Origin of the sequence: Enterobacter sp. MGH 16, from assembly GCF_000493175.1 — a bacterium.
GTDB classification, from domain to species: Bacteria; Pseudomonadota; Gammaproteobacteria; order Enterobacterales; family Enterobacteriaceae; genus Enterobacter; species Enterobacter roggenkampii.
This window is the reverse complement of record NZ_KI535695.1, coordinates 4,015,970-4,029,307: the sequence shown is the minus strand read 5'-3', so window position 1 is coordinate 4,029,307 and position 13,338 is coordinate 4,015,970. Positions and strand designations below refer to the sequence as shown.

Annotated in this window: 11 protein-coding genes; 5 read left to right on the top strand and 6 right to left on the bottom strand. The window is 52.6% G+C overall.

The annotated features are described in order from the left end of the window. The first annotated feature begins 161 nt into the window (after window positions 1-161). Genes gpmM through L362_RS04070 form a run of 3 tightly spaced genes read left to right on the top strand, consistent with a single transcriptional unit; the run spans window position 162 to window position 3,935 of the window. The gene (gpmM, locus tag L362_RS04060; protein ID WP_023345210.1) at window positions 162-1,706 is read left to right on the top strand and encodes a 2,3-bisphosphoglycerate-independent phosphoglycerate mutase; all 1,545 of its coding nucleotides are present in this window, start codon (window positions 162-164) and stop codon (window positions 1,704-1,706) included. A gap of 33 nt (window positions 1,707-1,739) precedes the next feature. After that, window positions 1,740-2,999 carry a murein hydrolase activator EnvC gene (gene envC / locus L362_RS04065; protein ID WP_025910576.1) on the top strand — a complete coding sequence of 420 codons (1,260 nt, stop codon included), beginning with the start codon at window positions 1,740-1,742 and terminating at the stop codon, window positions 2,997-2,999. 3 nt (window positions 3,000-3,002) lie between these two features. Beyond that, the gene (locus tag L362_RS04070; RefSeq protein ID WP_023345209.1) at window positions 3,003-3,935 is read left to right on the top strand and encodes a divergent polysaccharide deacetylase family protein; all 933 of its coding nucleotides are present in this window, start codon (window positions 3,003-3,005) and stop codon (window positions 3,933-3,935) included. A 33-nt stretch (window positions 3,936-3,968) separates the two neighbouring features. Here the strand turns inward: L362_RS04070 and L362_RS04075 are convergent, their stop codons facing one another. The 6 genes from L362_RS04075 to kbl all read right to left on the bottom strand — a co-directional run bounded on the left by L362_RS04075 (window position 3,969) and on the right by kbl (window position 11,140). Next, window positions 3,969-4,889, bottom strand: a complete 921-nt coding sequence (locus tag L362_RS04075; RefSeq protein ID WP_230469174.1) for a capsular polysaccharide synthesis protein — start codon at window positions 4,887-4,889, stop codon at window positions 3,969-3,971. A gap of 15 nt (window positions 4,890-4,904) precedes the next feature. Further along, window positions 4,905-5,753 (bottom strand): glycosyltransferase, encoded by an 849-nt coding sequence (locus L362_RS04080; protein WP_023345207.1) that lies wholly within the window; start codon window positions 5,751-5,753, stop codon window positions 4,905-4,907. A 71-nt stretch (window positions 5,754-5,824) separates the two neighbouring features. Continuing rightward, the gene (locus L362_RS04085; protein WP_341275560.1) at window positions 5,825-7,087 is read right to left on the bottom strand and encodes an O-antigen ligase family protein; all 1,263 of its coding nucleotides are present in this window, start codon (window positions 7,085-7,087) and stop codon (window positions 5,825-5,827) included. 63 nt (window positions 7,088-7,150) lie between these two features. After that, window positions 7,151-8,731, bottom strand: a complete 1,581-nt coding sequence (locus L362_RS04090; protein WP_023345205.1) for a sulfatase-like hydrolase/transferase — start codon at window positions 8,729-8,731, stop codon at window positions 7,151-7,153. Between the two features lie 177 nt (window positions 8,732-8,908). Beyond that, entirely contained in the window at window positions 8,909-9,934 is a 1,026-nt protein-coding gene (gene tdh / locus L362_RS04095; RefSeq protein WP_021242426.1) for an L-threonine 3-dehydrogenase, read from the bottom strand. Window positions 9,935-9,943: 9 nt separating this feature from the next. Next, the gene (gene kbl, locus L362_RS04100) at window positions 9,944-11,140 is read right to left on the bottom strand and encodes a glycine C-acetyltransferase (protein ID WP_023294809.1); all 1,197 of its coding nucleotides are present in this window, start codon (window positions 11,138-11,140) and stop codon (window positions 9,944-9,946) included. Between the two features lie 215 nt (window positions 11,141-11,355). Between kbl and rfaD the strand changes: the two genes are divergently transcribed. Together rfaD and rfaF are read left to right on the top strand one after the other, a co-directional pair. Beyond that, complete coding sequence (rfaD, locus tag L362_RS04105; protein WP_023345204.1) at window positions 11,356-12,288, top strand: ADP-glyceromanno-heptose 6-epimerase; 933 nt, start codon at window positions 11,356-11,358, stop codon at window positions 12,286-12,288. Window positions 12,289-12,290: 2 nt separating this feature from the next. Beyond that, complete coding sequence (gene rfaF, locus L362_RS04110; protein WP_023345203.1) at window positions 12,291-13,337, top strand: ADP-heptose--LPS heptosyltransferase RfaF; 1,047 nt, start codon at window positions 12,291-12,293, stop codon at window positions 13,335-13,337. Window position 13,338: the final 1 nt, after the last annotated feature.

The window sequence follows — 13,338 nt, the reverse complement described above, 5'->3', positions numbered from 1 at the left end:
AACCTAATCCATTTTCTGCGGCATGCCACCTAAAAAAATGCCTCAAAATGGTCTGGCGAGTACCTTGCCCCTGCGCTTTCTTTGATCTTCTGCGGCTATTTGATCGATTCAGCTGTAGTAAAATTACGCAAATTTTGACTCTTGAGCATGAGGTTGTCGCAATGTCGGTTTCTAAAAAACCTATGGTACTGGTGATTCTGGATGGCTATGGCTACCGTGAAGACAGCCAGGATAACGCTATTTTCAACGCCAAAACCCCGGTCATGGATGCCCTGTGGGCAAAACGTCCGCATACGCTGATTGACGCGTCTGGCCTGGAAGTGGGCCTGCCGGACCGCCAGATGGGCAACTCCGAAGTCGGTCACGTTAACCTGGGCGCCGGGCGTATCGTGTATCAGGACCTGACGCGTCTGGACGTTGAAATCAAAGAACGCACCTTCTTCTCCAACCCAACGCTGTCTGGCGCGGTTGATAAAGCCGTTGCTGCTGGCAAGGCCGTTCACATCATGGGTCTGCTCTCTGCTGGCGGCGTTCACAGCCACGAAGATCACATCATGGCAATGGTTGAACTGGCCGCTGAGCGCGGTGCGGAAAAAATCTATCTGCACGCCTTCCTGGACGGTCGCGACACGCCACCACGCAGTGCGGAAGGCTCCCTGAAAGCCTTCGAAGACAAATTCGCCGCGCTGGGTAAAGGCCGCGTGGCCTCCATCATTGGTCGTTACTACGCCATGGACCGCGACAACCGCTGGGATCGCGTTGAACAGGCCTATGACCTGCTGACCCTGGCAAAAGGGGAATTCCAGTTTGCGACCGCCGTTGAAGCGCTGGAAGCGGCTTATGCACGCGATGAAAACGACGAATTCGTGAAAGCGTCCGTGATCCGTGCTGAAGGCCAGGCCGATGCCGCGATGGAAGACGGCGACGCGCTGATCTTCATGAACTTCCGCGCTGACCGCGCGCGCGAAATCACCCGTGCGTTCGTCAACAGCGACTTCGACGGTTTTGCCCGTAAGAAAGTGGTAAACATCGACTTCATCCAGTTGACCGAATACGCGGCAGACATCAAAGCGCCGTGCGCGTACCCACCGGCCTCGCTGGCAAATACCTTCGGTGAGTGGATGGCGAAGAACGACAAAACGCAGCTGCGTATCTCCGAAACGGAAAAATACGCGCACGTGACCTTCTTCTTTAACGGCGGCGTTGAAGAGCCGTTCAAAGGCGAAGAACGTATTCTGATCAACTCCCCGAAAGTCGCCACCTACGATCTGCAGCCAGAAATGAGCTCTGCAGAATTGACTGAAAAATTGGTTGCGGCCATCGAGAGCGGCAAATACGACACCATCATCTGTAACTACCCGAACGGCGACATGGTCGGTCATACCGGGGTGATGGAAGCGGCAGTGAAAGCGGTTGAAGCGCTGGACCACTGCGTTGAGCAGGTGGCGAAAGCGGTTGAATCCGTTGGCGGCCAGCTGCTGATCACCGCGGATCACGGTAACGCTGAACAGATGCGCGACCCGGCGACCGGACAGGCGCACACCGCCCACACCAACCTGCCGGTTCCGCTGATTTATGTGGGTGATAAATCAGTGAAAGCCGTAGAAGGCGGCAAGCTTTCTGACATCGCGCCAACCATGTTGTCGCTGATGGGTATGCCGATCCCTGAAGAGATGACTGGTAAGCCGCTGTTCATCGTGGAATAATCGCTCCCCATGAGGGGAAAGGCGATTTTTTCAATCACATGGGTCGTGAAGCCGCTTAGGTTATCAGTCAGACCTCTGTTTTACGCCAGCGCACTCAGCGCTGGCGTATTGCTGTGCGCCGCATCCGCCCACGCGGATGACCGCGACCAGTTGAAATCCATTCAGGCCGATATCGCCGCCAAAGAGCGTGCGGTACGCCAACAGCAGCAACAGCGCGCCGCCCTGCTCGCCCAGCTTAAGCAGCAGGAAGAGGCCATCTCCGCTGCCACGCGTAAACTCCGTGAAACGCAAAACACCCTTGCCCAGTTGAATAAGCAGATCGACGAGATGAACGCGTCGATTGCCAAACTGGAGCGCCAGCGCGATGCGCAGGAGCGCAACCTTGCCGCACAGCTTGATGCCGCATTCCGCCAGGGTGAACATACCGGACTCCAGCTGATCCTCAGCGGCGAAGAGAGCCAGCGCGGCCAGCGCCTGCAGGCCTACTTTGGCTATCTGAACCAGGCGCGTCAGGAGACGATCGCGCAGCTGAAGCAGACGCGCGAAGAGGTCTCCACGCAAAAAGCCGAGCTGGAAGAGAAGCAGAGCCAGCAGCAGACGCTGCTCTACGATCAGCAGGCCCAGCAGGCAAAGCTTGAGCAGGCGCGCAACGAGCGCAAGAAAACCCTGGCCGGTCTCGAGTCCTCCATTCAGGAAGGGCAGAGCCAGCTGAGCGAAATGCGCGCCAACGAATCCAAACTGCGTAACAGCATCGCCCGTGCGGAAGCCGCAGCGAAAGCGCGCGCCGAAAAAGAGGCTCGCGAGGCGCAGGCCGTTCGCGACAAGCAGCAGGAAGCCTCCCGCAAAGGCACGACCTACAAGCCAAGCGAAAGCGAACGTTCCCTGATGTCGCGTACCGGCGGCCTCGGCTCTCCTCGCGGTCAGGCTTTCTGGCCCGTTCGCGGTTCAATTCTGCATCGCTATGGCGAACAGCTGCAGGGTGAGCTACGTTGGAAAGGGATTGTTATCGGTGCGTCTGAAGGTAGCGAAGTGAAAGCCATCGCCGATGGCCGCGTGATTCTGGCCGACTGGCTGCAGGGTTACGGGCTTGTGGTAGTGGTCGAGCACGGTAAAGGCGACATGAGTCTTTACGGCTACAACCAGAGCGCGCTGGTCAGCGTCGGCACGCAGGTGCGCGCCGGACAACCCATCGCCCTTGTGGGCAGCAGTGGCGGTCAGGGCCGCCCGTCACTCTATTTCGAAATTCGTCGTCAGGGTCAGGCGGTCAATCCACAGCCGTGGTTGGGAAGATAAGTTTTGCTTCAATTTCGTCGAATCGTTTTCTCCGTCGTCAGCGCGCTGGCGCTGGCTGCACCGGTATACGCCGGTAAGCTCGCTATCGTGATTGATGACTTCGGTTATCGCCCACATTATGAAAACCAGGTGCTGGCGATGCCGTCGGCCATCTCCGTTGCCGTCCTGCCGAATGCCCCCCACGCGCGTGAGATGGCGACCAAAGCCCACAGCAGCGGGCATCAGGTTCTCATCCACCTGCCTATGGCCCCGCTCAGCAAGCAGCCGCTGGAAAAAGATACTCTGCGCCCGGATATGAGCAGCGAGGAGATCGAGCGCATCATCCGCGACGCCTACAACAAGGTGCCGTATGCCGTAGGGCTGAATAACCATATGGGCAGCGCGATGACCTCCAGCCTGTACGGGATGCTAAAAGTGATGCAGGCGCTGGAGCGTTACAATCTCTACTTCCTCGACAGCATGACCATCGGCAACAGCCAGGCGATGCGCGCCGCTCAGGGAACGGGCGTAAAGGTGATTAAGCGCAAGGTGTTCCTGGATGACACCCAGAACGAAGCCGATATTCGTATGCAGTTCAATCGCGCGGTACAGCTGGCCCGCCGCAATGGTTCGGCCATTGCCATCGGTCACCCGCACCCGTCGACCGTCCGCGTCCTGCAGCAAATGCTGCCGACCTTACCTTCCGATATCACGCTGGTGCGCCCGAGCGATCTGCTTAACGAGCCGCAGGTGGATAGCTCTACGCCGAATTCTGCGCAGCCCGTGCCAACTGCACCGCGTAATCCGTTCCGCGGCGTGAAGCGCTGCGTACCGAAGCAGCCGCTTGAACCGGTCTACGCGACCCGCTTCTTCTCTGTCATCGGAGACAGCATCAGTAACAGTACGCTGGTGAAATACGTCCAGCAGCAGTGGCAGGGATGGGGTAAGAAAGCCTGACGATAATAAGCCACCGTCATGGTGGCTTTTTTCTCACTTTAGTTCGAAAGTGCCATCAAGGATCAGGCTATATATTGTCGGCTGGCCGTTGTTTGAAGTACGGTAAGACCCTTTATAAGACAATTTATATATGCCTATAGGGTCTTCCATAAATTGTTTTTGTATTTCAAGTGAGAAATGCTCATTCATACTATTTTTTAGTAAAAAACGATTTTCACCGAGCACAGGTTGAGATAAAATAATTCCTCTTGAGTGGCTATCGTTTTCAAAATAATAAGAAAAGATATAATCCATTAAAAAATAGTCTATGATTTTATCATGCTTTTGCCAGTATTCTAAAAGCACATTCATTACATTACCGATTAAATAGCCATTTTTCTCGGAAACCAAAAAATAAGTTGTCCAGAAACCGTTGCTAATACTCCCAGAGCAATCTGCTGGAGTGAAACGCAAAGAACAAAATGAGTAATTGGCAAGGTAGGAAGGTAAATCATGAGCCATAAATATGGTAGAGTCAAGCCATACACCGCCATATTCATACAATAAACAGCAACGTAATAAATCAGAGAAGTGAGCTTTACCGATCAATTCAGAATTATATTTCTCAATAATCACACCAGGTAGTGTGATATAATCCGAAAAATTATCTTCAGTAATAATTATAATCTCATATCCATTTGAGTGTTTATAAACAGAGTCGACACAGCGTTTAACTAACTCAGGCGCGTTATCCAGCCCCTGGAACCAGCAGATCCAGATAATGTTTGATTGCATCGGTTCCGCTGTGTGCGAATCGTCAGGTTGAACCTTGAGATCATCAATAATGCTAAAAATCGCTTCTTTTTTCTTCCGCTCAAAATGGCAAGCAGCACGCTGAAAAAGAGAAAAACCCGTTTTTTTGTGCCAGCGCCGGGTTTTCTTGATGAGCTTATTCGTTGCATTGAGATTCATCATTTCACCTAATTAAATTCAGAATAGCTCTTTTAGCGTACGGCGAAACAGTTTCATTTTTAATTTAGCATCTTTTTTACGCCCACGTAATAAGCAATTCATGCGCGATGATGTAAAGCCACGAAACGACATAAGTTGGAATAAATTATTGCTGCGGGTCACTTCAGACATGTGCCGGCGGTATTTAAAATAGAGTTTCCGATACGCATTGTATTTTTTAACCTGCGACGTAATCCGATCGCGCCCGTGTTCAGCATCCACCATCGCAGTACTGAAACTGTATTTGATTCCTGGACCATACTTCAGAATTAATTTAATCCACACATCGCGATCTTGCTGCTGTTTAATTTCAGGGGAAAATCCGCCTACGCCTAACAGTTTTTCTTTTGTGGTCAATACCTGATTGCCAACCACGTTTTCACACAGAATATCCTGCAGCTCAATGATTCGTTTGTCATCAGTTTCTGGATAGGTGCGGTGGGTTTTGTCCAACCTGGCGGGCGTGTCCGTCACGAAAGCATACTTATCATCATACCGCTCAGCGAGCTTCGTCAGACGCTCTGGCAGGAAATAATCGTCGTCATCAAGCCCCGTTACAAACACGCCGTGCGAAAGCGCATAGCCCCGGTTACGGCTGAAGTTAGAACCGCTGTTCTTTTCGTTACGCTCGTAGATGAAATGTACAAAGCGCGCCTCACACTCAGCGCGCATACGCTCGATAAGTTGAGGGGTTTTCTCATTGGAGCAGTCATCAACAATAACCAATTCTACTGCGGGATATGTCTGAGCAATAACTGAACGAATTGCGCGTTCCAGCAACGCCTCTCTGTTGTAGGTGGTGATGATGACTGAAATCAGTTCGTTCATGGGCTACTCGTCTGGTAAAAGGTATTTCTCCCTCGGAAGAATACCTTTTTCCCGAGGGAGAATCAAAACGGTTACTTAATGACAGTACGATGTTTGTTTTGTTCCAGGAAAACAATCGACATTATCAGCGTCAACATCCACGCAACAGGAGTTGTTTTAGAATAGAACATCACACCACCTACGCCGAACATAACAATCGAAACCAGGAACGCGAAAAGTATAATACTTTTACGTTTACGTAATGCATACCAGCAAAGCGATATCACAAACAGAATATAAAGAAGAACGCCTGAAGGTCCTTTCACTGAAAGCGTTTCGACGATTTCATTATGAAGATGACCGCGGATGTGATCCAGCGCGCCTGACAAGCTTGGGTCTTTATTAACCTCGGCAATTATCTTTGCGTTTCGCTCATCTGTCGACTGCCATAAATAATTATTTTTAGACGCAGCTAATCCCGTTTTCCACATAGCAAAACGAGCCCCAACAGAAGTGGCACTGTTCGCTTTATCATAGGAAACAATGTCATTGTTAAAGTCGTTATAACGCTTTATCAGGCTGTCTTTCATCATAAATGCACCAGCCAGCAACGCGATCAGGAAAACCACAACTCCCTTCCATGGGATATGCTTTTCCTTGTAGAACTTCACTACCAGCAATGCGAAGAAAATAATCGGATAGGTCAGAATGGCTGCTCGAGTTTCTGTCGCCACCAGTACCAGGAAAGTGATAAAAAAATGCCCGAGTACAAACAACTCTTTCCATCTACTTAAACTGTGCTGAAGCACCAGAATCGTGTAGAACGAAATAAATGCAATGGTATAAGCGGCCCCTGTCGCATCCGCCCCACCGGCAAGAGAAAACGTAACCCTTTGGTTACCAAGAAAAATATTTTGGTATCCTGCATAGACAATAATCATCACCTGCAGCGTGATGACCAGCAACATATGAATCTTATTGCTGCCGATTTTGAATTGCTCCCTGCTCACAAGCATGAAGATGGTGAATGCACCGAAAAGGCAGATTTTCCCGACTTCCAGATAGGCGCGATACGAGTTGATCGCCTCACTGTCAACCTTATACATCCGGTACCAGGCCAAATCGCAAATCCCAATAATCAACAGGACCAGACAAAGCCAGAATGCATCGTTCTTTCTGAAGTTTTTAATATCCAATAAGAAAATAACGAATGCTGTCACACCCGCCAGGCCCAAAATTTTGGCGGATAAGTTAGGTGAAACAACGACGCAACCAAAAGCTAAAGCACACAGTCCGAAGAGTAGCTGCAGCAATACAAACTGGACCTTATCTCGTTCTACATTAATCATCATCATTCCATTTACTATAAAGGCAAAGCAGACTAGCACGCTGCTAAAGGCAAGTTTATCGCACCTGTGTTAACGAATATTACGCCAGTCATAGGACTTCCCGGTCGTGTCCAGCACAGTAACGTCCTTATTATAACCAGCGAGCCAGGACTGTACCGACTGAACAGTCTCCCCCTGGCGATGGATTCCAAGCCACAGCTCTGCCAGCGTATTAATATCATCAGCTGACCACACGGTATTGTAATCTCCGGTGTATTGCTTGCTAGAATCCACCTGATTTCCGTACCAGATAAACACGGGGATCTGCAACGCCTCGCGTGGAGGATTAACGTTCCCGTGCGAGTAAGCTACAGCACGTTTCGGATCGCGAATCAGGCCATGATCGGAGAAATACATGACGGATGAGCGCGAGTTTTCCAGCAGGCTAAAAACGTTGCCCATCACTGTGTCTGTGTATCGCACCGAATTGTCATAACAATCATCAGCTTCATTATCACCCTGCAGCACCGCCTGGCTGGCAGGGAAGCGTCGACAGGACGGTTCGTGACTTCCGTACAAATGCAGAACAATCAGTTTCTTGCCCGGCGTTTTTAACGCATTCCGCAAAAGCGGCAGAAGGTCTTCGTCGTAGCCCCCGTCAATCCACTCATGCTGTTTCGTGTTCAGGGCAATTCCGGTAATGACGTTATTATGCGCCCCTCCTTTACCCTGACGACTAAACCAGTACGTATCATATCCCGCTTTGTTAGCGATATTGATGACGTTATCGCCATACTTACGAGGATCTCGTGCATTTACAGTATCGGCGGTCAACGCCAGCGGAACCGCCATAATCGTGACCGGAGCAGGCGTTACAGCATTACGGAACAATAATAGCTGCGATTTTTGCTTCTCCAGCTCCGGTGTCGTATCCCGCGGATAACCATAGATACCCATATTTGCCGTGCGCTCAGACTCACCAATGATCAGCACATAGTTTTCAATTCCGGTATCGGATAGCGTGATTTTATAATCAGGAATGTTATTGCCGATATTGGCCACCACGGCATTATCTTCGATGGCCTGCATAAAGACTTTAGACGTGCTGACAGGTGTTGCCTGAACCACGCGCTGCGCCAGGCTTTCTACGCTGCTTTTCCTGAGTTGATGCTGCAAGGCCTGACCATAAAAACTCAGCAGCGTGACGGCAAGCGCAATGGCGGGCCAGCGACGAAAACGCGGCGCGACAGGCCATATCCCGGTATTGGCGGTAAAAATGAAAAACGCCGAGAGGGCGATAAAAATCAGGCAATCGCGCCAATACAAACCGAGCATCGAACTTGCTTCACCCGGTGTCGTATTAAGTACGCTTAGCGCAAACCCATAGCTAAACGCAGAATTGAAATTACTCCAGGCATATAACTGTAAAGTGATGTCTGCCGCGACTGGAATTAATAAAATAATCGCAAGTACATTTCTGAATATTTTATTGTTTATACATTTTAACGACAGCAATATCAGTGCGAAAACCAGCGTACGGTTAATTACCGCATTATATTTAGCATGTATAATATTAACGCCAATGACTATTAGCAGGGAAATAAAGAAAGTTAAGAAAGCGGTAAATCGCGAAGGTGTCTCAACCAACTTCTGTGGAAATAGTGTGGACATAATGACCTAATTAGCCTGGCAGAATCTTTCCTGACGCAATCATTTTAACTACTTGAATGAACGTGTGGAGAAGACGGAATGGAGAAAATTTCGCCAAAAGTTAACAAGTAACCTCTGGAAAGTCAAACCGCTAAGAAAGAGCGCTGGCACCCGAAAAAGTGGTGCCAGCAGGCAGATTTAATCCCAGCTCAGAATCACTTTCCCTGACTGGCCGGAACGCATCGCGTCGAAGCCCTGCTGGAACTCATCGATGGAGAAACGGTGAGTGATAATCGGGGACAGATCCAGGCCGGACTGAATCAACGCCGCCATCTTGTACCAGGTCTCAAACATCTCACGACCATAGATGCCCTTGATGAACAGCCCCTTGAAGATCACTTTGTTCCAGTCGATGGACATATCCGACGGCGGGATACCCAGCATCGCGATACGGCCACCGTGGTTCATGGTGTCGAGCATGGTGCGGAACGCCGGTGGCGCACCGGACATCTCCAGACCCACATCGAAGCCCTCGGTCATGCCCAGCTCTTCCATCACGTCGGTCAGGCTCTCTTTCGAGACATCCACCGCGCGGGTGACGCCCATTTTGCGCGCCAGCGACAGGCGGTATTCGTTTACGTCGGTGATCACGACGTTGCGCGCACCTACATGCTTCGCCACGGCTGCCGCCATAATGCCGATGGGGCCCGCGCCGGAGACCAGCACGTCTTCACCGACCAGATCGAAGGAGAGCGCCGTGTGCACGGCGTTACCGAACGGATCGAAAATGGAGGCCAGATCGTCAGAAATATTGTCCGGGATTTTGAAGGCGTTAAAGGCCGGGATCACCAGATATTCCGCAAAGCAGCCCGGACGGTTCACGCCCACGCCGATGGTATTGCGGCACAGGTGCGTACGCCCACCGCGGCAGTTACGGCAGTGGCCGCAGGTAATGTGACCTTCACCGGAGACGCGGTCGCCGATTTTGAAGCCTTTCACTTCCTGGCCGATACCCACCACTTCACCGACATATTCGTGACCGACAACCATCGGTACAGGAATGGTTTTCTGCGACCACTGGTCCCAGTTGTAGATGTGAACGTCAGTACCGCAGATAGCCGTTTTACGAATTTTGATCAGCAGATCGTTATGACCGACTTCCGGTTCCGGCACGTCGGTCATCCAAATCCCTTCTTCCGCTTTCAGTTTGGATAACGCTTTCATCACACGTCCTCAGGCAATGACGCCCAGCTGTTTACCGATGCGGGTAAAGGCTTCCACCGCACGTTCAATTTGTTCAGGCGTATGCGCCGCAGACATCTGGGTGCGGATACGCGCCTGACCTTTTGGCACCACCGGGAAGAAGAACCCGGTGACGTAAATCCCTTCTTTCTGCAGTTCGCGGGCAAAGTTCTGCGCCACGACCGCATCACCCAGCATCACCGGAATGATCGCGTGGTCAGCACCGGCCAGGGTGAACCCTGCGGCGCTCATTTTTTCACGGAACAGACGCGCGTTGGACCACAGGCGGTCGCGCAGTTCAGCGCCGGACTCCACCATCTCCAGCACTTTGATGGAGGCGGCAACAATCGCCGGTGCTAGGGAGTTGGAGAACAGATACGGACGCGAGCGCTGGCGCAGCCACTCCACCACCTCTTTACGCGCAGCGGTATAGCCGCCGGATGCGCCGCCGAGCGCTTTGCCCAGCGTGCCGGTGATGATGTCCACGCGGCCCATTACGTCGCAGTATTCGTGGGAGCCGCGACCATTTTCGCCGACAAAACCGACCGCGTGAGAGTCATCGACCATCACCAGCGCGTCGTATTTATCCGCCAGGTCACACACGCCCTTCAGGTTGGCGATCACGCCGTCCATGGAGAATACGCCGTCGGTGGCGATCAGCACATGGCGAGCGCCCGCTTCACGGGCCTCTTTCAGGCGCGCTTCCAGCTCAACCATGTCGTTGTTGGCATAGCGAAAACGCTTCGCTTTACACAAGCGTACGCCGTCGATGATGGAGGCGTGGTTCAGGGCGTCGGAGATAATCGCATCTTCTGCGCCGAGCAGGGTCTCGAACAGGCCGCCGTTGGCGTCAAAGCAGGAGGAGTAGAGAATCGCGTCTTCCATTCCGAGGAAGTTCGCCAGCTTTTGCTCAAGCTGCTTGTGGCTGTCCTGGGTACCGCAGATAAAGCGTACGGAGGCCATACCAAAACCGTGGGTATCCATGCCGTTTTTTGCCGCGGCAATCAGCTCAGGGTGATTCGCAAGACCTAAGTAGTTGTTCGCACAAAAGTTGATCACATGGCTGCCGTCGGCAACGGTGATGTCCGCCTGCTGTGCAGACGTGATAATACGCTCTTCCTTGAACAACCCTTCCGCACGTGCGGTCTCAAGGTCGCTGTTTAACTGTTTGTAAAAATCACCACGCATTGCAATTCTCCAGACTCGGCAAATTTCGGGACATATTACCCAAACCTATAGTTCATGACGAGATGACACGTCATCTCTTGTCGTTTTTGCAGCATAAATCACGTGTACCCTTGCGCTATGTCGGTGAATGGCTGAAGGGCAGCCATACTAATGATATGATAGAAACATTAGCGTCCGGGATTGTCCCCGGGCTCCACACTTCAAAGGTTACAGTTATGATCATCGTTACCGGCGGCGCAGGCTTTATCGGCAGCAATATTGTTAAGGCTCTCAATGACAAAGGCATCACCGACATCCTGGTGGTTGACAACCTGAAAGACGGCACCAAGTTCGTTAACCTGGTGGATCTGAACATCGCTGACTACATGGATAAAGAAGACTTCCTTATCCAGATTATGGCAGGCGAAGAGTTCGGCGAGATCGAAGCCATCTTCCACGAAGGTGCGTGTTCTTCCACCACCGAGTGGGACGGCAAGTACATGATGGACAACAACTATCAGTACTCCAAAGAGATCCTGCACTACTGCCTGGAGCGTGAAATTCCGTTCCTGTACGCCTCCTCCGCTGCAACCTATGGCGGCCGCACCTCGGACTTCATCGAGGCCCGCGAATATGAGCAGCCGCTGAACGTCTACGGCTACTCCAAATTCCTGTTCGACGAATATGTGCGTCAGGTTCTGCCAGAAGCGAACTCGCAGATCGTCGGCTTCCGTTACTTCAACGTCTACGGACCGCGCGAAGGCCACAAAGGCAGCATGGCGAGCGTGGCGTTCCACCTGAACACCCAGCTGAATAACGGTGAAAGTCCAAAACTGTTCGAAGGCAGCGACGGCTTTAAGCGCGACTTCGTTTACGTGGGCGACGTGGCGGCCGTAAACCTGTGGTTCTGGGAAAACGGCGTGTCCGGCATCTTCAACCTGGGTACTGGCCGCGCAGAGTCCTTCCAGGCGGTGGCTGACGCCACGCTGGCGTACCACAAAAAAGGCAGCATCGAGTACATTCCGTTCCCGGACAAGCTGAAAGGCCGCTATCAGGCGTTCACCCAGGCTGACCTGACTAACCTGCGCGCAGCGGGTTATGACAAACCGTTCAAAACCGTTGCCGAAGGTGTAACGGAGTATATGGCCTGGCTGAACCGCGACGCGTAAGTATGAAGATTCTGGTGATCGGCCCGTCATGGGTGGGCGACATGATGATGTCGCAAAGTCTCTATCGCACGCTCAAGGCGCGCTATCCCCAGGCGATAATCGACGTGATGGCACCCGCGTGGTGCCGTCCGCTGTTATCGCGTATGCCGGAAGTGAATGAAGCGATCCCGATGCCGCTCGGCCACGGGGCGCTGGAAATTGGCGAACGCCGCAAGCTCGGCCATAGCCTGCGCGAGAAGCGGTATGACCGCGCGTATGTTCTGCCCAACTCCTTTAAATCTGCCCTGGTGCCCTTCTTTGCGGGCATTCCGCATCGCACCGGCTGGCGCGGCGAAATGCGCTACGGCCTGCTGAACGATGCGCGCGTGCTGGATAAAGCGGCCTGGCCATTAATGGTGGAGCGCTACGTGGCGCTGGCCTATGACAAAGGCGTGAGGCGCAGCGCGAAAGACCTGCCGCAGCCGCTGCTCTGGCCCCAGCTTCAGGTTAACGACGGTGAAAAATCCCAGACCTGCAGCACGTTTGGCCTTTCGGCTGAACGTCCGATGATTGGCTTCTGCCCTGGCGCCGAGTTCGGCCCGGCAAAACGCTGGCCGCACTACCACTATGCAGAGCTGGCGAAACAGCTGATCGACGAAGGCTACCAGATTGTCCTGTTCGGTTCGGCAAAAGACCACGAGGCGGGCAACGAAATTCTCGCGACGCTCAGTAATGAACAGCAGGCCTGGTGCCGCAACCTGGCGGGAGAAACGCAGCTTGAGCAGGCGGTTATCCTGATTGCTGCCTGCCACGCTGTGGTTACCAACGATTCAGGCCTGATGCACGTCGCCGCTGCGCTCAACCGTCCGCTGGTGGCGCTGTATGGGCCAAGCAGCCCGGACTTTACGCCTCCGCTGTCCCATAAAGCGCGCGTTATTCGCCTGATCACCGGCTACCACAAGGTGCGCAAAGGCGATGCCGCTGAAGGTTATCATCAGAGCCTGATCGACATTACCCCGCAGCGCGTTCTTGAAGAGCTTAACGAACTGCTGTTGAGCGAAGAAGGATAAC